Consider the following 19,630-nt stretch of genomic DNA (forward strand, 5'->3'; position numbering starts at 1 on the left):
GTTGTGCACGTGCTGCTCGAGGAGCTCAGGCCGGGTCTGCGGATCGACGGGCTCGTGCCGGCGGAGGTCGTCACGCTCATCGCCGCCCAGCCGCACGGTGGAGACGCGGTCGAGCTGACTTTCAAGACGGCCGGGGGCGCCCTCGATCAGCAGATCGTCTTCCGGAGGGACGAGGGCAGGCTGAGCATTGCCCGCAGCGGTAGCCGCGCCTTCGACGCGAACGTACGTGACTTCCAGCTGGTCGCCGAGGCTCAGAGGATCTCGTTGGCCGGCTTGTTCGACCCGATGCTGGCCGTGGCGACCAGCGACGTCCAGCCGCTCCCGCACCAGATTCGCGCCGTTTACGGCGAGCTCATGCCCCGTACGCCGCTGCGTTTTCTGCTCGCCGACGATCCGGGTGCGGGAAAGACGATCATGGCCGGGCTCTACATCAAGGAGCTACTGCTGCGCGATGATGTCAAACGGTGCCTCGTCGTGGCTCCAGGAGGCTTGGTCGACCAGTGGCAGGACGAGCTCTTCTTCAAGTTCGGCCTCCGCTTCGACCTGCTCACGAACCAGCTCGCCGACTCGCCGCTCGATCTCAATGTCTTTGAGGCCCACCCGCTTCTCATCGCGCGCATGGACCAGCTCTCCCGTAACGAGCACCTGAAGGCACAGCTCCGGGACACGGAATGGGACCTGATCGTCGTAGACGAGGCGCACCGCATGGGTGGTCACTACTTCGGCGGCAAAGTGGAGAAGACCAAGCGGTTCCAGCTCGGCGAGACGCTCGGGGAGATCACGCGCCACCTGCTCCTGATGACCGCGACCCCGCACTCGGGAAAGGAGGAGGACTTTCAGCTCTTCCTCACCTTGCTGGACCGAGACCGGTTCGAGGGCAGGCAGAAGAGGAGCACCGACATCAGCGGGATCATGCGGCGCATGATCAAGGAAGACCTGCTTACATTCGAGGGCAGGAAACTCTTTCCCGAGCGAGTGGCGGAGACCGTCCCCTACGAACTCACGGCACTCGAGTACGACCTCTACGAGGACGTCACCCACTACGTCCGCGAGGGGATGAACCGCGCCGACCGCATCGGCGGCACACGCAAGAACACCGTGGGTTTCGCACTCACCGTGCTGCAGCGACGACTGGCCTCCAGCCCCGAAGCGATCTACAAGAGCCTCGTGCGGCGCACCGAGCGCCTGGAGCGCAGGAAACAGGAGATCCTCGACGGCACCAGTCGCGAGAGCATGCCCACCGTTGACATTGCTTCCTTCGATCACGACGACTTCGACGCCGAGGAGATCGAGGAGATCGAGGAGGAACTACTCGACGCCGCGACGGCGGCACGGACGGTCGATGAGCTCGATGCCGAGCTCGTCGAGCTGAGGACGTTGGTGCGGACGGCGCAGCGGGTCCGCGAGGCGGGCACCGACCGGAAGTGGACCGAGCTGTCTGCCCTCCTCCGGGACCACGCGCTGGTGACGGACGCGGAGGGGCACCCGCGGAAACTGATCGTCTTCACCGAGCACCGCGACACCCTTCGCTATCTGCAGGCCAAGATCAGCTCGCTGCTCGGGAGGGCCGATGCCGTCAAGGCCATTCACGGCGGCGTACGCCGAGCAGAACGCCGGCAGATCACCGAGGAGTTCACCAAGAACCGCGACGTTCGGATCCTGCTGGCCACCGACGCCGCGGGCGAGGGCCTCAACCTGCAGGCCGCACACCTGATGATCAACTACGACCTGCCGTGGAACCCCAACCGCATCGAGCAGCGCTTCGGCCGCATCCATCGCATCGGCCAGGAGGAGGTCTGTCGGCTCTGGAACCTCGTTGCATCCAACACCCGCGAAGGTGAGGTCTTCACGCGTCTGCTGGAGAAGCTCGACCAGATGCGCGAGACGTACGGCGGGAAGGTCTTCGACGTCCTGGGAGAGGCATTCGCGGAGACTCCGCTGCGAGACCTGCTCCTCGACGCGATCCAGTACGGTGAGCAGCCGGCTGTCAAAGGCAGGATGCACGAGGTAATCGACAGCACCGTCGGGGACGGCCTCAAGAGTCTCCTGGACGAACGTGCGCTCGCTTCGGAGCACCTCTCGGATGCCGATCTCGGTGTTCTGCGCGCCACCATGGACGATGCTCGCGCCCGGCGTCTTGAGCCGCACGACATCGAATCTACCTTCAAGGACGCCTTCACCCGGCTCGGCGGCCGGATTGTTAAGCGGGCGCAGGGTCGTCACGAGATCGCCCACGTGCCGCAACATGTCCGTTCGGCAGGCAACGGTCCCATCGCCACCAAGTACGACCACGTCACCTTCGACCTCGGCCGGGTCCAGCCCGACGACCGCGCCCACGTCGACCTGATCGCCCCCGGCCACCCACTGCACGACGCCGTCATGGCGGAAACCATCCGGAACTTCAGCGGCGCCCTCAACAGGGGCACCATCCTCGTCTCGGCCGCTGTCGACGCGCCACACCTGCTCGTCGGGGTCGAAGAGGAGGTCGTGGACGGTACCGGCGAGTCGGTGGCCCGACGGTTCTCCTACGCCTACGTCGACAGCTGCGGCACCGTGCACCCGGCCGGCCCCGCGCCCTACCTCGACTGTGCTGCGACGCCCGACAGTGCGGCGACCGACATAGCGCACGGACTGCCTTGGCTGGCGGACGCCGAGTCGAAGGCGACCAGCTGGATCATCGCCAACCAACTCCCCGAATACCTGGCCGAGGTCCAGCCCCGTCGCCTGGCAGAGTTGATCAAGACACGGGAACTGGTGACCAAGCGCCTGACCTCGGAGAGCGAGCGGCTGCTCCTCGATGCCGCAGCGGCCTCCGAGAAGGAACGGAGAGGTGAGAAGCCCAAGGAGTCTTCGGAGAGCCTCCACCGCAAAGCCGTTGAGCTCGACGTGCGGCTCCGGAAGCGTCTCGACCTGCTCGACCAGCAGCAGCAGATGTCGACGAAGCCACCGCGTATCCTCACCGCGGCGCTCGTGCTGAGCGCCTCCGATCTGCCCTCTTGCGAGTGAAGAACATATTTGTGTGATTGCGAGGAGGGCCTGAAGCGCGGCATCCGCCCCCAGTGCCTGAGTCCGACGGACGCGCGCTCGACAGGGTTGCGGAGCCTGGCGCGGACGGAGCATGTCTGTTTCCCAATCGCTGTGTCGCTGGCCCTTCGGCCGCCTGCTGGGAGCACATAGCGTCGGCGGTTTCCTGGAAACCGGAGTCCGAGGTGGTCTCCACGTAGGCGGCGGCGTCGGTGACGCCTGGACGACGCCGTCGGCGGGGGCAGCCGTCAGGTCGAGGGCCGATCCAGGGCGCGGCACGGAGAAAGCGTAGTCCTCCGCTAGCGGTGGTCAGAGCTTGGAAATTCAGCCCATGCCCAGGCGGCGCTTTGCACCCGAGGCCGCGTCCGGAGGAACGCATCCTCATGAGCGCGGTTATGCGAGCTCTCGACGCCGTGCGTAATGGCGAAGCGTGAAATACGTGGTGCCGAGAGTCTTCAGCTCTCGTCGCCGTGGCCAGGCCGTGAGATTGGTAAGAGGCACCTCTCCGCGTTCGGAAGGGAGGGGTTGGGGGCTTCCGCTGCCCCAGCAGGAAAGGACCTGACGGCGCCGAAGGGTATGAATTCGCCGGACGGGAATTCGAACCTTGCGCTCGGCGATGATCACGTGAGGCAGCTGCGCGACGACTCCTTGTGCTTCATGCTTCGACCATTCGGCACCGCTCTTCCAGCCATTTTCGGACCTCCGTCGGCGAGAACCGAAGCTGCTGGCCTACGCGGAAGCTTGGCACTTCTTCTTTGAGATGGTTGTCGTAGACCCAAGAAGCCGGCTTCCCGAGATAGGCGGCAAGCGCCTTGACGTCCCACATCGGCTCACTCACAAACAGTTCCTCTACGCTTGCTTCAGGTGCTCGCGAGGACGGTAGTGAGGAAAGACGGCCGCACCAAGCGGGTGGAGGCCTGCGTCGCGACGAGGGGCGCAGAGTCAGCACCGATCCAGCACGACGCACCCGAACGGACCGGAACGGACGTCAGCGGAAGTCAGCACCAGGTCAGCACGAGCGCGTCTGCGCTCGATTCGCCTTGCGCGGCCCGTGCCTCTGACCTGCATGTTTGTGTAGGAGGGCGTCGTGTGGTAAGAGGCGCCCTCCCATTTGGAGAACATCTGGCTCCGCACCAAGCGTTACAACGCGACCGGCAAGGTGGTCTCCGGTACGGGAGGGGTCTGCTACCTCTACTGGCCGGCCGAGCCGACACCGGGTCAGCACCGCGTGCTGAAGTCGCTCGGCCTGCTGTGAGCGGGTGCGGCCCCACGGCCACCTCGACGATCTGACGGCAGCGCTCCTGGCTGTCCTGCGTGAGGTGGCCGTAGCGGTCCACCGTGGCTATGGCTCCACTGTTTTCGCTGTTCCGCAGAACGCTCTCGACGGCCTTGGCCGGTGGAGGAGCGGATCAGCTCAGAACCACCGCTCTCACGTGGGCCGAGACTCCTGGGGCCGCTTCATGGCATCGCCCGCGTCTGCCCGTACGGAACCGGTACCCATGACCGGGCGGGTGTCAGTAGCGCAATGCGGCTGCGATGCGCTGCTGGTCGACGAGGGTGTCGCCGGGGACGAACCGGACTTCTGCGCCGGTCTCCAGGGCCTGCTCCACGATCTCGTCGACCATGTCGTCCCGCGCCGCGGGGTCGTCGGCGGTGGCGAGTTCGAGGTGGTCGCCCTTCTCCCGGACGACGGTGCGGTAGTCGTCCTCGACGGCGAGGAGACGTACGCGTCCCTGCTTGACGGCCTGCCACACTTCGTCGATCCCGCCCGCGAACTGCTTCTGGCCGCGGGCGACGTCGAGTTCGGCGACGACGGTGGACGCGGTCGCGGCCTGACGGGCGGCGAGCGAGGGGGTGACGGCTTCGTGGACGGCGGCGGCCGGGCCGGCGGCGAGGCCGCCGTGCTGGATCGTCACGGTACCGGCGCCGAGGGGGCCGAGTTCCTCCAGGAGCGCGAGGGCTGCGGCGGAGCCGACGACGTACAGGGGGCGGGGGTCGGCGGCCAGTACCCTGCGCAGGCGCTCGTGGGCGTCGCGCAGGAACTGCCGGGTGGCCTCGTCCTGGAAGGTGCTGGGGAGGTCACCGATGCGTTCCTTGCGTTCGGCGTCGGGGTCCTCAAGGCTCCTCGTGAGCGGGAAGCCGTCGTCGGTGGCCTCGGCTGCGCGCTCGGCGTCGCCGCTCCACAGGGAGACCCGGTCGGCGGCCACGGCCAGCGCCCAGTACGGCTGCTCCGCGGCGCCGGCTGCGACGAGATTGCGGGTGAGGAAGGTGTCGGCCACCACGACGCGCTCCGGAACGGCACGGGCCACCGTCCACACGTGGTGCTCGCCGGGCGCCGCGTAGATCACCAGCCCGTCCTCGGCGTGGACCAGGTCCACGTCCTTGACCGCCTGGTCCAGCTGGGCGAGCACGTCCAGGCGCCGCTCACGGGTCACGTCGGGGTCGGCGTTCAGGGCCTTCTCGGCCTCGGCGACGAGATTGCGCAGACGTACGGGGTCCTGGGAGTCGTCCGGCTCACGGCGGTGCGTCGGCATGACCAGGGAGACGGCCGGGTACGGGCGGGGCTGGCGCAGCCGGCCGAGTACGTCGCTGCTGAGCACGGGGTCCATGACGGGAGCCTGCCTTCTGGATCGGTCGGACGAGTGGACGTCGCGAGGCGGGGAAGGGCCGGAAAGGCCGAGGGCCGGGCGGCGGAGGGATACGACGCGCCGCCCGGCCCTGTGCGCGGCGCGCCCCTACCGGCCCACAAGGCGCCATCTTGTCCCGATATGGCATGGGTGGCGAGTTGGCGCCGGGGGGAGGCGCACAGGGGGGTGCCGACCCGCCCGCGGGCCTGGGTGTGCCTGGGCGGGCCGGGCCGTCTGCGTGGCGCTCCGCGGGGCGCTCGCGCGGCGGACCGCCGGGAGGGTGATGTCGTCGGCGGACCGGCCGACGGCGCAGGCCGGGGATCTGGCCTCCAGGTCGGGTGGCCGCGGGGGCCTGGCCACAGGGGGAGTGGTTACGACGACGGCCGTGTGTGGGGAGTGGTCACGATGACGGCCGTGTGTGGGGAGTGGACACGTCCCTACCGCCCCGCGGGCGCGGTGGCCGATGCGAGGCACGCCGCGCAGGCTGGGAGGGAACGTCGCTGAGAGCGTCGGCCGAGTCCCATGGGCCGCCGCTCGCCACCGGAGAGGGAGGCGGTCGCAGTGTCCCGGAATCGCCGCTTGATCCTGAGCCCGCCGTCCCGGGTGTGGGGCCTGCTGTCCGACGGACATCGCTACGGGGAGTGGGTCTCGGGAACGCAGCAGGTCGTCGCCGCCGACCCGCACTGGCCCGAGGTGGGCGCCCGGCTCCGTGTCCGGGTGGGCGTCGGCCCCCTCACCCTCGACGACACCTGTGTCGTCCGCATCTGCGAGCCCGAACGCCGTCTGGAACTGGAGGCGAAGGCGGATCCCTTCGGCGCGGCCCGCATCGCCATGAACCTGATCCCGTGGGGCGAGAACACCCTCTTCCTCCTCGAATGGCACCCCCTGCGGGGCCCCGGCACCCGCATGCACGGGCTCCCCGTCGACTACCTCGTCTCCATTCGCAACGGCATGATGCTGACGAAACTCGCCCGCATCGCCGTCCGCGAACAGCACGACAGCGCCGCCGACCTGCCCTCGGGGGTCGTCGGCCGGTAAGCGTCGAGCCCGTCCCGCCGATCCGACGCCCCGCACCTCGGGTCGGTCCGGCCTCGGCGAGCGGCCCGGCGCCGCTCCCGTCCCCCTTTCGGCCCTACGTCGTCCTGCGCACGGTCACGACGGGGCAGTGCGCGTGCGTCATCACGGCCTGGCTCACCGACCCGAGGAGCAGTCCGGCCAAGCCGCTGCGCCCGCGCGCGCCGACAACCAGCAGTTGAGCGGCCTTGCTCGCCTCGAGCAGGGCCTCGCGCGCCGCGCCGTCCACCAGGTCGCGTGTGACGGTGACGCCCGGGTAGGTGTCGGCGTGGCCGGCGGTCGCCCGGGCCAGTAGCTGTTCCGTCGGCTCAGGGGCCCCTTCGACCGGGGCCTTGTCCGGCTGCCACGCGTGAACCACCACGAGCGGGGCCCGGCGCTGCGCGGCTTCGGCGAAGGCGACGTCGACGGCCTCGTCGCTGTCCGAGGAGCCGTCGATCCCCAGGACGACAGGCCCCGCGCCGGCGGACGCCCGGTGCGTTTCACGGACCGTCATCACCGGGCAATGGCTCCGGGCGGCCAAGGACACCGGCGTGGATCCCAGCATCAGGCCCGCGAGGCCTCCCACACCCCTGGAGGCGACGACGATCAGCTCCGCAGGGCGCGACTCGGCTTCCAGTACGTGCACCACATCGCCCGTCACCACGACCCCGGTCACCACGAGCCCGGGTGCCACGGCACGGACATGGGAGACAGCGTTGTGGACCAGCGTCCTGGAAGCCGGGTCGGGCACCACGAGCCTGGGCTTGATCGGCACCTCGGCATGCACCACACGCAGCTCCGCACCGCGTCGTACCGCCGCCGCTGCGGCGGCCTCCACCGCGGTGAGGCTCATCGCCGAACCGTCCACGCCGACCACGACCGGTTCGCCCATGGCTCGCCGCTCCACTTCACGCTCTGGGTTCCCAGCCTCGCCCCGCCGGAACACCGCTGCAATTCCTCCGCGCAAACGCGCGACGCGATGGAGCGCCCATCGGGACAAAAGGTTCATTACGTCATAGATTTCTGATCCACTGGGCAGGTTGGTCCGGGCGCCTGCCGCCGTCTTCGAACAGGGGCGCGATGAGGGCGACCGGTCCACCGTCGGCGCGTGGCCGACGGGCAGACCTTCCCCGGCCCTCGCGGCGCTGAGAGGTGCGCGATGACCCATGCCGACCAGCATGCCGCCACGGACCAGGGCGCATCCCCACCGACAGCCAAGCTCACGCTCCTGACGCTCACCGCGATGGTCGTCGGGTCCATGGTGGGGGCCGGCGTCTTCTCCCTTCCCCGGCGGTTCGCCCAGGAGACGGGGGTCGCCGGTGCGCTGATCGCCTGGGCGGTGGCGGGCGTCGGCATGCTGATGCTCGCCTTCGTCTTCCAGAACCTGGCGGTGCGGCGGCCGGACCTGGACGCCGGCGTCTACGCGTACGCCAAGGCCGGCTTCGGCGAGTACCTGGGCTTCTTCTCCGCCTTCGGCTACTGGGCGAGCGCGTGCGTGGGGAACGTGACCTACTGGGTGCTGATCATGTCCACGATCGGAGCGATCGCGCCCGCCCTCGGCGACGGCGACACCGCGCTGGCGATCATCCTGTCCTCCGTCGGGCTGTGGTGCTTCTTCCTGCTCATCCGGCGCGGGGTGAAGGAGGCGACGGCGATCAACAGGATCGTGACCGTCGCCAAGCTGGTGCCGATCATCGTCTTCATCATCCTGGCGCTGTTCTTCCTCGAACCGTCCGTCTTCGCCGACAACTTCGGTGGCGCGGACTACGCCGGGTCCCTGTTCAACCAGGTCCGCGGCACCATGCTCGCGACCGTCTTCGTCTTCCTCGGCGTGGAGGGCGCCAGCGTCTACTCCCGCCACGCCAAACGCCGCGAGGACGTGGGGCGGGCGACGATCCTGGGCTTCCTGAGCGTCTTCGCGATCTTCGCCTCGGTCACCATCGTGTCGTACGGCATCCTGCCGATGAGCGAGATCGCCGAACTCCGCCAGCCCTCCATGGCCGGAGTCCTGGAGGCGGCGGTCGGCACCTGGGGGAAGGCGTTCGTCAGCGTCGGCCTGATCATCTCCGTCCTCGGCGCCTATCTGGCCTGGACACTGATGGCCGCCGAGGTGCTCTTCGTCGCCGCCAAGGACGAGGACATGCCGCGCTTCCTGGGCCGGTCCAGCGGCGACGACGTGCCCGTCCCCGCGCTGTTGCTGACGACGGCTCTCAGCCAGATCGTCCTCGTCGTCACGGCCTTCTCCGACGACGCGTTCAACTTCGCCCTCGATCTGACCAGCGCACTGAGCCTGATCCCCTTCCTGCTGGCCGCCGCGTTCGCCGTGAAGATCGCGCTGAGACCGGAGCAGGAAAAGGTGACGGGACGGACCACCCGGAGGGAACTGGTCGTCGCCGCCGTCGCCACCCTCTACACGGCATTCCTCCTCTACGCGGCGGGGCTCAAGTTCGTCCTCGTCTCCTTCATCGTCTACGCCCCCGCCACGTTCCTCTTCGTCAAGGCCCGCCGCGAACAGAACCGGCGCCTCTTCTCCCCCAAGGAGGCCGTCATCTGCGCCGTCTCCGTCGCCGGGGCCGCCGTCGGCGTCATCGCCCTCGCCGCCGACTGGGTCGAGCTGTGACCCGTCGGGCCGCACCTCCGCCCCTCCACCACTCCACCGGAAAGGCTGCCCATGACCACCCCCGAGACTGGTACCGCCAAGGCCCCGCTCGGTGTCCACTCCGAGGTCGGACGGCTCCGCAAGGTGCTCGTCTGCTCCCCGGGGCTCGCCCACCGCCGCCTCACCCCGACCACCGCCGACGACCTCCTCTTCGACGACGTGATGTGGGTGGAGAACGCCCAGCGCGACCACGCGGACTTCGTCAACAAGCTCACCCAGCGGGGCGTCGAGGTCGTCGAGCTGCACAACCTCCTCACCGAGACCATGGCCATTCCCCAGGCCCGGGCGTGGCTCCTGGACCGGAAGATCGTCCCCAACGAGGTGGGCCTGGGGCTCGTCGACGACACCCGCGCCTACCTCGACTCGCTCCCACCCCGTGCACTCGCCGAGTACCTCATCGGTGGGCTGTCGACCGCGGACCTCCCGGAGGAGTTCCGGTCGGGGTACGTGGCACTGGCCCGGGAGGGCGTCGGCGCCCGGGAGTACCTGATGCCGCCGCTGCCCAACACCCTGTACACCCGGGACACCACCTGCTGGCTGTACGGGGGGCTCACGCTGAACCCCCTCTTCTGGCCGGCCCGTCACGGCGAGACCCTCCTGATGAAGGCGCTCTACACCTTCCACCCGGACTACAAGGGCTCGACCGTCTGGTGGGGCGACCCGGAGCGGGACTGGGGCCAGGCCACGTTCGAGGGCGGCGACATCATGCCCGTCGGCAACGGCGTGGTCCTCATGGGGATGAGCGAGCGCACCTCCCGTCAGGCCATCACCCAGGTCGCCCGCTCGCTCTTCGAGAACGGGGCCGCCGAGCGGGTGATCGTCGCCGGCATGCCGAAGCTCCGCTCGGCCATGCACCTGGACACCGTCTTCACCTTCGCGGACCGCGACATCGTCACCCTGTACCCCACGATCATGGACGCGGTCCGCACCTTCTCGCTCCGTCCCGGCGACAAGGCGCCCGGCGTCGAGATCACCGACGAGGGCGGCGCCCGATTCGTCGACGTGGTCGCCAAGGCCCTCGGCCTTCCACAGCTGCGGGTGATCGAGACGGGCGGTGACGTCTACGCCTCCGAGCGGCAGCAGTGGGACAGTGGGAACAACGCCGTCGCGCTGGAGCCGGGCGTCGTCTTCACGTACGACCGCAACACCCAGACCAACACGCTGCTGCGTAAGGCGGGTGTCGAGGTCATCACCATCGTCGGCGCCGAACTCGGCCGCGGTCGCGGCGGCGGCCACTGCATGACCTGCCCGCTGATCCGCGACGCCGTCGACTTCTGAGCCGGCTGCTCGGCGGGCGGAGGCGGCAGTGATGCCACCCCCGGCATCACGCCGGCCTCCGCCCGCCCGTCAGTCGTCCGACGACGGCCCGGCGAGCTGTTCGGCGAGCTCGCGCTCGCTCTCCTCCGAGAGCGTGGTCTTGAGCACCGTTCCGCCGAACCGTCCCATGGCTTCGGCGAACCTGTCCTCGCTGAGCTCGGACGCCATGACGACGACAGCCGCCGTGCCGGGCCGGAGCAGTTCCTGCACCTTGCCACGGAACCTGCTGTCGACACCCATCTGGTTCAGCTTGCCGATGAGGCCGCCGACGGCGGCTCCCACCACGCCCATGGCCGGAGTCAGGATCACCATGCCGAAGACCATTCCCCAGAGGGCGCCGGCCGTGGCCGAGATGGCCACCTCCTCGCTTCTGGCCGGCGTGTCGACATGCGTCCTGCCGTCCGCGTCCACCGATACGACGGCCAGCCCGTTGAACTTCAGGACCTGCTCGTCGCGAAGTTCCTGCACGGCCGCGAACGCCTTGTCGGCGACCGCCTTGTCCTCGTATCCGATCACGATCAGCTCGGACATACGGGTTCTCCTTCTGTCTTGAGGGGGGACGGCGGCAGTCGTGGTCGCGACTACGGCTCCTGAGGGCCGGCGAGCTGTTCGGCCAGCTCCTGCTCGTCCTCGTCACTGAGCGAGGTCTTCAGGACGGTGCCTCCGTGCCGTCGCATTGCCGTGGTGAACTTGTCGTCGGTGACCTTCGACGCCATGATCACGACCGCTGCGGTGCCGGGTCTGAGAAGGTCCCCCACCTGCTGACGGAACCGGTCGTCGACGCCGGATTTGCTGAGCTTGCCGACGATCCCGCCGAGCGCCGCCCCGGTCAGCAGTCCGACCCCGGGTACGAGGAACAGGATCCCGAAGATCGCGCCCCAGAGCGCCCCGGAGGCAGCGGAGACGCCGACGATGCGGCTGGAGGTGTCGACGTGCGTCCGACCCTCGTCGTCCACCGCGACAACCGCCAGGCCGTTGAGGTGAACGACATAGTCCCGCTGGAGTTCCTGCACGGTGGCGAACGCCTGCTCGGCCACGTCGGGATCGTCGTATCCGATGACGAAGAGCTCAGCCACTTCCGCCTCCTCGAATGGGCGGCCCTCACGTGACACCTCTGCCAGGGCCCACAAAGCGTCATCTTGTCCCGATATGCCGAGGATGGCGACCCGATGAACCCATCCCAGCTATCGGGAGGCGCAGTGGTTCGCAGCCCCGAACGGTGGAGCAGCGCGCGTGAGGTGGCCGTACCGGTCCACCGTGACCTCGATCGGGCGACGAGGCGTGCAAGGGGAGCGCGACATGCGCTCTGCCGGCGCACGACGGGACGTGCGTACAATCCGAAAAATATGCGCTACCGGTTCAGCTGATCCTTTCAGAGCGAATGTCCGAGCGGTCCGGGGGAGGGACGTCGGGTCGCTCGACGGCAGCAGACGCGGAGCGGTGGCGCCGTTCCGGTGGGAGGGGTCCCTGATGCTCACCGATCGGTCGCACAGACGCCTGTGGCGGAAGGTTCGCGCCCTCTCGGAGGGGCTCGAACTGCCGGACCCCTTCGACGCCGAGACCTTCCTGGCCCTCGTGGCCGAACGGCGTGGCCGCCCCGTCGAGGTCCTGCCGGTCGCGGTCGACGCGGGGATCCCGTGCGGTCTGCTGGTGACCACCGACCACGCCGACTACGTCCTGTGCACACCGGGGACCAGCGCACTGCACCGGCAGCACATCCTCGTGCACGAGGCGGCCCATCTGCTCTGCGGACACGACCGGTTGCCCACCCCCGAGACACCGGGCGTACGCGCGCTGCTGCCCGGACTCTCGCCCGACCTGGTGCGCCGGGTCCTGGGCCGCACCGTGTACGCCGAGCCCGCCGAGCAGGAGGCGGAACTGCTCGCCTCTCTCATCCTGCACCGCGTACTGAGGGAAGGTCCCGTGCAGGGACGGGACCACGGACCGGCCGGAACCCTCGTCGGGGCCCCCTCCCGCCGCCCCGAGCGGCCCCGTGTCTGACCTGCTCGCGTACCTCCCGGTCGTCGCCGCGCTGTGGCTGGGCTGCTACGAACTGCGTCTGCTGCGCGACGGAAGCGACTCGCCCTTCGCGGTGCGCCACCTCTGCCGCTTCGGGTTCTGCATGGCCGCGGCGATGGCCCTGCTGACCGCTCCGACGACGTATCCGGAGTGGCTGTGGCCGTGGTTCCCGCCGCTGACCCACCTCCTGGGCCGCGAGACGGAGATGGCCGCCCTCGCCTTCCTCCCGCCGGCTGTCATCGAGATCGGTCTGCCCCGGCCCCGACTCCTGACCACGCGGCTGCACACCGGCGTCACCCTCGCGGCCGTCGTGCTGTGCGCGGTGCCGTTCCTCTCCTCCGGCGTACGCACCCGGCACGGCTCGCTTCTCGTGGAGGGGACCGGAGCGGTGCTCCTCGCCTCCAGCGACACGGTCTTCACCGCCTACAGCCTGTGGTGCCTGGCCATGTTCCTGGTCCCGGTGCACCGGTTCGCCCGGGGGCTGGGTCCCGGCGCGCTGCGCACGGGCCTGCGCCTCGTCACGGCCAGTGTCGCGGTGGGCCTCGTCTGGGCCCTGTGGGGGGTGTCCTCGATCGTCACCGTGGCCGTGGACAACCGGCAGAGCGTCGGGCTCGACCCGGTGGGCCGGATGCTCGGTCTGTGCTGCCTGGTGCTCGGTGTCCTGGGCGGCACCGCCGGGGGCTGGCTCTCCGTCACCACCGGGGTCGGGCGGTGGCTGCGGGCCTACCGGACCCACCGTGCCCTGGAGCCGCTCTGGTCGGCGCTACGGGCCGTGTCCCCCGGTACGGCCCTGGACCTGGGCTGGCCGTCGGCGCGTCTGTTCTCCCTGCACCGGTCCGAGTTCGCCCTCTACCGCCGGGTGATCGAGATCCGGGACGGCTACCTGGAACTCCGTCCTTTCGTTCCCCCCGACGCCCGCGCACTGTCGGACGCGGCGCTGGCCCGGTTCCCCGTGCCGGCCACGGACCGCGCGGCGATGGCCGAGGCCGCGGTCATCGCCGCCGCACTGGAGTCCGCCAGGATCGGCCACCGCGCCTCCGGGGACCAGGACGTCGCGCTCGCGTACCCGGTCAACTGCTCGGTCGAGGAGGAGGCGGCGTGGCTGGTCCAGGTGGCCGAGGCGTTCACCGTGGCCGGGCTCGTGGAGCACATGCGCCACCGGGTGGGGCGCCCGGCGTGTCGGGCCCCGTCGTCACCGTCCCGCCTGGGACGGGATGAGCGTCGGCCCGGGCAGGGCGGGGCCGGACGGAGCAAGGGCCGTGCGGAGGAACAGGGGCGGTTCCGGTGACGGGCGCAGGCCGGAGTGGTGCATCCAGCTCGCTATCTCCACACGGGAGGAACAGCCCAGCTTCTTCATCGTGTCCCGGATGTGGTTGACCACGGTCCACTCCGAGATCGCCAGCCGGTGGGCGATCTGCCGGTTGCTCAGACCGGCCGCCACCAGGCGCGAGACCTCGGTCTGGCGCGGCGTCAGCGGATCGATCCTGGTGCGGGTGTCCGGGGGTAAGGGGCCCGCCGGAGTGGCGGCGGGAGGGACGGGGGCCGGGACGAGGGAGGCCAGGAGGTCCGGGAGCGACACCTTGGAACCCTCGACCAGGGCACGGGAGAAGGCGGCCTCGCCCAGCAGCTCCCGCACCGGCTCCTCCAGCCGGGCCATGGCAAAGTCGGGCGTGCCCGCCTCCTCGGGGAACGCGCCGCGCCAGGTGTGGAAGGCGCCCAGGCCGCGGGCGGTGCCGATGGCGCGTTCGACGACGTCGGGCAGGGCGGGACTGCCCACCGTGGTGGCGATGGCGCCGAGGACGGCCGGCGGCCCCAGGGCGCGCAGGGCCGACAGCGCCCGCTCGCAGTAGTGCGCCGTGGCCTGGGCGCGTCCCTCCGCGGCCGCGAAGACGGCCAGGTGGAGCAGGGCGGTACCGGCGGCGAGCGTGTCGCGCCCCTGCTGGGCCTCGGCCAGCACCTCCAGTGCGGTGGCCGCCGCTGCCGCCGTGTCACCGAGACGGAATCCCGCGAGCGCGGCCTCCAGCGACACGTACCGGGCCTCGTGGCGGTCGCCGTCGGACCGGTGCCGGTCGGCCGCCTCGTGGAGCAGGGCGGCGCCGCGGCAGGGGTCGGCGGCCATGACGCACAGGGCCCGCAGTCGCGTCACCCGCGCGGAGAGCCCCGCGGCTCGGGCGGCATCCGCCGTGATCCGGTCCAGCAGGTCCGTGGCGGCCTCGGGCTGGCCCGCCAGGATGCCCGCCTCGACGAGCAGGAGGTCGACGCGGATCCGGTCGCGGTGACCGGTCGCGGTCCACGACGGATCGGGGCGGAAGCGCCCTTCGGCCCAGGTGCTCCAGCCGCCCGTGGCCCACCAGTAGACGCGGATGCCGTCGACGAGGTCGAGCGCCTCGCCGGTCCGCCCGTGGCGGAGCAGCGTCTCCAGTGCCGTACGGAGGTTGCGTTCCTCGCTCCAGAAGGCGATCAGGCCCGAGCGCTGGTGCCCCGAGATGATCCGGTCGGCGGCGGCGCGGGCCAGGGCCGCGTAGTAGCGGGCGTGCGCCAGCCGGGCCGCGGCGTCCTCGGGCGGCGGGAGCCGGCGCGCGGGTCCGTCCGGCGGCAGCCGCAGCCGGAACCGGGCCGTGCCGTCCAGGCGGCCGGACGGCAGGGTGGAGGCGGTGAGCAGATGGCCGCGCAGCAGGGTCTCCAGCGCCGAGGAGAACTCCTCCGGCGCGACGGCGGTGATGTGGCGCAGCGCCTCGGGGCCGAAGCCGCCGCTGAACACCTGGCAGTGGGCCAGCAGCCGGACCGGCGTGCCGTCGGCGGCCGGGGGAGGGGCGTCGCGCGGATCGCCACCGGGCGCCGCGGAGGGATCGCCGCCCTCGGCGCGGAACCGGTCGCCGTCCTCGCCGCGGAGCGGGTCGCCGCCCTCGGCGCGGAACCGGTCGCCTTCCTCGGAGTGGAGCGGGTCGCCGTCCTCGGCGTGGACCGGGTACGGGACGGTCCGGTCGCCGAGCGAGGCCCACGCCACCTCGGGGCTCTCCAGTGCGGCGACCCGCGCGGTGCGGCAGAGCGCGCCGGGATTGCCGCCCACCTCGACGCAGGTCCGTGCGATGACCTGGTGGTTGTGCGGCTGGAGGGAGAACGCGGGGTTGATCGTGCGCAGACAGGCGAGGTACATCTGCACCGAGGGGACGCGCGCCAGTGTGCCGAGATCCAGCGCCGAGCAGTCGAGGGGCACGGGCAGCGGGTCCACCGGGAAGGGGACGAGGCCGTGGGCGGCGGGGGGCTGGCGGGCCGTGCCGAGAACCACGACGGACGCGACCGCGCAGGCCCGAAGCAGCCGGTGGTGGTCCGAGCGGTCGAGGTCGTCGACGAGGAGGAGCGGCCGGGCCCCTCCCGCGTCCCGGTCGGCGGTGAGGCCGGCGAGGAGGTCGAGCGCGCCGTCCGCGCAGGGCTCGGACGCGGTCTCCACGCGCACGGTGGTGGCGCCGGTCGCCGCGTGGTACGCGGCCGCCGCCTCGGCCGCGAGCCGCGTCTTGCCCGCACCCGGGACGCCGGTCAGCAGCACTCCGGGGGCTGAAGGATCCGTCAGCAGTGCCGACAGCGCGGCGATCTCGTCGTCCCGTCCGACCATGTCGGCGGGGAACGCGGCGGGTGGGCGTGCGCCGGACGGGCGGAAGTTCGTCACAGATGAAGGTACGGGGATCGTCAAGGACGGCTCCGAGAGGTGGACCCAGGCGGGTGGGGACAGCCAGGTGTTTCAGCTGAGATGAACGACCATTTCGCAGTTTTCATATCCGTTTACGACTTCAGCATGGCTGTCGACTCTGGGGGTGTCAACTACAGTGAAAATCAACGGATTTGCCTTCGCCTGTGCGGGTAAGCGTGCGGGAGGGCGGCGGCGGAAGGGAGGCAGGCGGTGGCCGAAACGGAACCCACACCGTCGTCACTGAGCCGGAAGATCGACGCGCTCTTCCGGCTCGCCCACAGGCCCGACGGCCTGCCCTTCAGCAACGAGGAGGTCGCCGCCGCGTGCCGGGAGGCCACGGGGGTGTCCTTCTCGACCACGTACCTGTGGCAGCTGCGTACCGGGCGCAGGACCAACCCGACGAAGCGCCACCTGGAGGCCTTGGCCGACCACTTCGAGGTCCCGGTCTCCTACTTCTTCGACGACGAGCACGGTGCGAAGATCGCCGCGGAGATCGAACTCCTCGGCGCCCTGCGGGACGCCGGGGTGCGCAGCGTGGCACTGCGTGCGGTGGGGCTCTCCTCCGAGGCGCTCGGCACCGTCAGCGACCTCATCGACGTGATCGCCGTCCGTGAGGCGGCCGCCCGGCGTGCCCAGGACGAGGGGGAGGACCCGCCCGCGGCGGAACCCCGCGACGACCGGGCCTGAGGGGCGACCGCACCGTGCTGGACGGGGCCCCGTCCGGGGCGACGGGCGGGTGCCGGCGCGGCCCGGTCACCGCGGCCGCTCGGCGGGCCGGCGCAGGAAGAAGCCCGCGACGGAGCCCCGGACCCGGTCCCCGGCGTGCGGCTCCACCTTCTTGATCATGTGCGGTACGCCCGACCGCAGGACGACCAGCCGGTTGGGGCGCGGGGCGACGTAGTGTCCGACCCGCGAGGTGAGCCGGGCGTTCCGTTCGGCGGACGGCGCCCCGGGTGTTCCGCCGGAGACGAGCAGTTCGGCGCCCCAGGACGCCTGCCACTCGGGGTGCACATAGAGCACGAACGAGGCGGCCCGGTCGCCGGAGTCGTCGTGCCAGGCCAGTCCGGAGCCCTGCGGGTAGAGGAAGGGGCGGCAGCTGAGGGCGTGCCAGTCCGTTCCGAACCGCCCGGTCCACGGCTCGATACGGGTTTCCTCCTCGGCCAGTTGCTTCACCACGGCGTCGGTCGCCCCGCCGGACGGGTGTCGAGCGTGGTCGGCGAAGCGTCCCGCGAAGTGGCCTTCCGGGTCGTGCAGCGTGCCGGACCCGCTGAGGGGACTGCCGTCCAGCAGCCCGTAGACCTTGTTCCACGCCCCGTCCCGGCGCCCGTGCACGAAGTGGTACTCCTCGGTGCGCAGTTGCTCCCACAGCTCGACCGCCGCCTCAGGGGCGAGGAAGTCGTCGAAGACGGCGAAGTCGTCCGTGCTCCAGGTCAGTTCCATGGGTGTCCTCCGTGGATGGGGAAGGCGGTACGGCAGGGGAGGGGCCGGGTGCGAAGGCGGGGGGCGGGACCGGTCAGGCGAGGGCGGTCCGGAGGTCCCCGGTGCCCACCGGGACGGGTGGTTGTGCGGCCGCCTCCCGGAGCAGTCGCTGCGTCATGCCCGCCGCCCGCGGGTCGCCCGAGCCCAGCACCAGCCGCAGCATCTCGGCCGCGGGCCCCGAACGTCCGTGCGCGAGGTGCACGGTGGCCACGTTGAGGGGGCGCAGCCAGTCCGGCTGCCGGGCCTCCTTCACCGGCCCCTCGTCGATGAAGGTCACTCCGGGGCAGTCGGACAGCCGGTCGGCGAGGTGGGCCGCCAGCTCCCGGGGCGGCATCGGCTCGCAGTACACCAGCGGTGTCAGCAGGTCGGCCGCGGGGACGGTGCGGGGTCCGCCGGCACCGGTCGGGGAGAGCGGCCCGTCCGCCCGGTACAGGTGCCGGGGGTCGAGAGGGGTGCGGGCCAGGGGCGTGTGCGGGTAGACCCGCAGCCCGCAGGAGTAGCCCACCGACACGCCCCGGTCGGCCAGCCGGCGGATGTGGCGGATCGCGTTCTCCAGGGTGGCGGCCGTCTCGCCGGGCTGGCCGAACAGCACCCCGATCTGCACGTCCATCCACTCCGGCCGGCGCCGCAGCAGCAGACCGAAGGTGTCCTCGACGTCGGACATCCGGTAGTTCTTGTGGTGCCCGCGCAGCATCCGGTCGTCGAAGGCGTCCACCGAGAAGCTCGGACGCACGCAGCGGGACCGGATGAGGGCGTCCATCAGCCGCTCGGAGAACGGTCTGACGTTGAAGTAGCCGTGCCAGCTGATCACTTCGCCGTGGCGGCTGCCGGCCAGTGCCTCGCACACCTCGGTCAGCGCCCCTTCGTACGGGAGGTTGACCTCGGGGGCGGCCAGATGGAAGTGGGTCAGTCCGTACCGCTCGACGTAGTGTTCCGCCTCGGCGGCGACGGCCCGGGCGGGGCGCGCGTCCACCCTGCCGACGTTCAGCGGATCGACGCAGTACGAGCAGCGCAGCGGGCAGCCCGCGTGGCTGCGCAGCGCGGTGGGGATGCCCCGGGCCTTGGCGAACAGCACGTACTCCGGTGCGATCCGCGGCAGCGCGGTGGTGGGCCGGGACACCACGTCGGGCCGCGGCCGCAGTCCGGGCCCCAGGGCTCCGTCGGCGGTGCGCACCAGACCGCCGGGGAGCGTGGACAGCGTCTCGGCGACCACCTGCCGCACGCCCCGTGTGCCGCCCTCGGCGACCACGCGCGCCAGCAGCGCGGTGAACGCGGCCTCACCGGGACCGGCGAGTCCGAAGTCCAGCCCGAGCCGGTCCATCACCTCCACCGGGCAGGAGGTGAACGCGGCGCCGCCCGCCACCACCGGAAGGCCGGGGTCCCAGGCGCGCAGCGTCGCGGTCAGCTCGGCGACGGGCGCCAGGTAGTCCACCACGTCGATCCACCGCCCGTCCGCGCCGGCCTCCGTGTCGCAGGCGACCACGGCGTTGTCGATGTTGCGGATCGACAGGGCGACGAGGTCGGGCCGGACCCGGTCGAGCACCTCGGCCAGCAGGCCGGTGTGGTCGAGCGATTCGAGGAACGGATTGCACACGGACACCTCGACCGGAAGTCCGCTTCCGGAGACCGCGGCCCGCAGGATCTCCAGTCCGTACGGGCCGACCGGCAGGACCTGGTGGGGGTTGGCGTAGAGCAGGAGGACACGCACGGGCGGCTGCTTTCTCGGATTTCTCGGATTTCTCGGAGTTTCCTCGCGGGGACGGG

15 protein-coding genes and 1 pseudogene are annotated in these 19,630 nt (G+C 70.8%); 8 read left to right on the forward strand and 8 right to left on the reverse strand.

Going from position 1 to position 19,630, the window contains the following annotated elements; all coding sequences use genetic code 11:
* The first annotated feature begins 9 nt into the window (after positions 1-9).
* Positions 10-3,006, forward strand: a complete 2,997-nt coding sequence (locus ACF07V_RS16760; RefSeq protein WP_392154801.1) for a DEAD/DEAH box helicase — start codon at positions 10-12, stop codon at positions 3,004-3,006.
* A 673-nt stretch (positions 3,007-3,679) separates the two neighbouring features.
* Here ACF07V_RS16760 and ACF07V_RS16765 read toward each other — a convergent pair.
* Positions 3,680-3,862: a helix-turn-helix domain-containing protein gene (locus tag ACF07V_RS16765; RefSeq protein ID WP_392154803.1), complete on the reverse strand. Its 183-nt coding sequence runs from the start codon at positions 3,860-3,862 to the stop codon at positions 3,680-3,682.
* A gap of 276 nt (positions 3,863-4,138) precedes the next feature.
* Between ACF07V_RS16765 and ACF07V_RS16770 the strand changes: the two are divergent.
* Positions 4,139-4,279: pseudogene (locus ACF07V_RS16770) on the forward strand (peptidase C39 family protein); the annotation flags it as partial.
* A gap of 259 nt (positions 4,280-4,538) precedes the next feature.
* Here ACF07V_RS16770 and ACF07V_RS16775 read toward each other — a convergent pair.
* On the reverse strand, positions 4,539-5,633 hold the full coding sequence (locus ACF07V_RS16775; protein ID WP_392154805.1) for a chemotaxis protein: 1,095 nt from the start codon (positions 5,631-5,633) through the stop codon (positions 4,539-4,541).
* 579 nt (positions 5,634-6,212) lie between these two features.
* Between ACF07V_RS16775 and ACF07V_RS16780 the strand changes: the two genes are divergently transcribed.
* Complete coding sequence (locus ACF07V_RS16780; protein ID WP_392154806.1) at positions 6,213-6,689, forward strand: SRPBCC family protein; 477 nt, start codon at positions 6,213-6,215, stop codon at positions 6,687-6,689.
* A gap of 94 nt (positions 6,690-6,783) precedes the next feature.
* Here ACF07V_RS16780 and ACF07V_RS16785 read toward each other — a convergent pair whose 3' ends face one another.
* Positions 6,784-7,596 (reverse strand): universal stress protein, encoded by an 813-nt coding sequence (locus tag ACF07V_RS16785; protein WP_392154807.1) that lies wholly within the window; start codon positions 7,594-7,596, stop codon positions 6,784-6,786.
* Between the two features lie 267 nt (positions 7,597-7,863).
* Here ACF07V_RS16785 and ACF07V_RS16790 point away from each other — a divergent pair, with 267 nt between their 5' ends.
* Positions 7,864-9,324: a basic amino acid/polyamine antiporter gene (locus ACF07V_RS16790; RefSeq protein WP_392154808.1), complete on the forward strand. Its 1,461-nt coding sequence runs from the start codon at positions 7,864-7,866 to the stop codon at positions 9,322-9,324.
* Positions 9,325-9,375: 51 nt separating this feature from the next.
* Positions 9,376-10,641: an arginine deiminase gene (locus tag ACF07V_RS16795; protein WP_392154809.1), complete on the forward strand. Its 1,266-nt coding sequence runs from the start codon at positions 9,376-9,378 to the stop codon at positions 10,639-10,641.
* Positions 10,642-10,710: 69 nt separating this feature from the next.
* Here ACF07V_RS16795 and ACF07V_RS16800 read toward each other — a convergent pair whose 3' ends face one another.
* Both ACF07V_RS16800 and ACF07V_RS16805 read right to left on the reverse strand, forming a co-directional pair.
* On the reverse strand, positions 10,711-11,211 hold the full coding sequence (locus ACF07V_RS16800; protein ID WP_392154810.1) for a DUF1269 domain-containing protein: 501 nt from the start codon (positions 11,209-11,211) through the stop codon (positions 10,711-10,713).
* A 50-nt stretch (positions 11,212-11,261) separates the two neighbouring features.
* Entirely contained in the window at positions 11,262-11,756 is a 495-nt protein-coding gene (locus tag ACF07V_RS16805) for a DUF1269 domain-containing protein (RefSeq protein WP_392154812.1), read from the reverse strand.
* Between the two features lie 394 nt (positions 11,757-12,150).
* On the opposite strand from ACF07V_RS16805, the gene ACF07V_RS16810 reads away from it, so the two are divergent.
* The gene (locus tag ACF07V_RS16810) at positions 12,151-12,681 is read left to right on the forward strand and encodes a ParH-like protein (protein ID WP_392154813.1); all 531 of its coding nucleotides are present in this window, start codon (positions 12,151-12,153) and stop codon (positions 12,679-12,681) included.
* A complete protein-coding gene (locus ACF07V_RS16815) occupies positions 12,674-13,987 on the forward strand; it encodes an MAB_1171c family putative transporter (protein ID WP_392154815.1) in 1,314 nt (437 codons plus the stop codon). The genes ACF07V_RS16810 and ACF07V_RS16815 overlap by 8 nt, the downstream gene beginning before the upstream one ends.
* Here the strand turns inward: ACF07V_RS16815 and ACF07V_RS16820 are convergent.
* Entirely contained in the window at positions 13,892-16,366 is a 2,475-nt protein-coding gene (locus ACF07V_RS16820) for a LuxR C-terminal-related transcriptional regulator (RefSeq protein ID WP_392154817.1), read from the reverse strand. The two genes, ACF07V_RS16815 and ACF07V_RS16820, sit on opposite strands and share 96 nt — an antisense overlap.
* 231 nt (positions 16,367-16,597) lie before the next feature.
* Here ACF07V_RS16820 and ACF07V_RS16825 point away from each other — a divergent pair, with 231 nt between their 5' ends.
* Positions 16,598-17,074 carry a helix-turn-helix domain-containing protein gene (locus ACF07V_RS16825; RefSeq protein WP_392154818.1) on the forward strand — a complete coding sequence of 159 codons (477 nt, stop codon included), beginning with the start codon at positions 16,598-16,600 and terminating at the stop codon, positions 17,072-17,074.
* Between the two features lie 66 nt (positions 17,075-17,140).
* Here ACF07V_RS16825 and ACF07V_RS16830 read toward each other — a convergent pair whose 3' ends face one another.
* Positions 17,141-17,827: a 2OG-Fe(II) oxygenase gene (locus tag ACF07V_RS16830; RefSeq protein ID WP_392154820.1), complete on the reverse strand. Its 687-nt coding sequence runs from the start codon at positions 17,825-17,827 to the stop codon at positions 17,141-17,143.
* A gap of 73 nt (positions 17,828-17,900) precedes the next feature.
* Positions 17,901-19,574 carry a B12-binding domain-containing radical SAM protein gene (locus ACF07V_RS16835; protein ID WP_392154822.1) on the reverse strand — a complete coding sequence of 558 codons (1,674 nt, stop codon included), beginning with the start codon at positions 19,572-19,574 and terminating at the stop codon, positions 17,901-17,903.
* Positions 19,575-19,630: the final 56 nt, after the last annotated feature.

Origin of the sequence: Streptomyces sp. NPDC015661 (genome assembly GCF_043077765.1) — a bacterium.
In the GTDB taxonomy this organism is placed as follows: Bacteria; Actinomycetota; Actinomycetes; order Streptomycetales; family Streptomycetaceae; genus Streptomyces.

What these genes read in the sequence shown, in the direction of transcription:
- ACF07V_RS16775 (WP_392154805.1), bottom strand. Translation starts at nt 5,633, where the DNA reads ATGGACCCCGTGCTCAGCAGCGACGTACTCGGCCGGCTGCGCCAGCCC.
- ACF07V_RS16785 (WP_392154807.1), bottom strand. Translation starts at nt 7,596, where the DNA reads ATGGGCGAACCGGTCGTGGTCGGCGTGGACGGTTCGGCGATGAGCCTC.
- ACF07V_RS16790 (WP_392154808.1), top strand. Translation starts at nt 7,864, where the DNA reads ATGACCCATGCCGACCAGCATGCCGCCACGGACCAGGGCGCATCCCCA.
- ACF07V_RS16795 (WP_392154809.1), top strand. Translation starts at nt 9,376, where the DNA reads ATGACCACCCCCGAGACTGGTACCGCCAAGGCCCCGCTCGGTGTCCAC.
- ACF07V_RS16800 (WP_392154810.1), bottom strand. Translation starts at nt 11,211, where the DNA reads ATGTCCGAGCTGATCGTGATCGGATACGAGGACAAGGCGGTCGCCGAC.
- ACF07V_RS16810 (WP_392154813.1), top strand. Translation starts at nt 12,151, where the DNA reads ATGCTCACCGATCGGTCGCACAGACGCCTGTGGCGGAAGGTTCGCGCC.
- ACF07V_RS16830 (WP_392154820.1), bottom strand. Translation starts at nt 17,827, where the DNA reads ATGGAACTGACCTGGAGCACGGACGACTTCGCCGTCTTCGACGACTTC.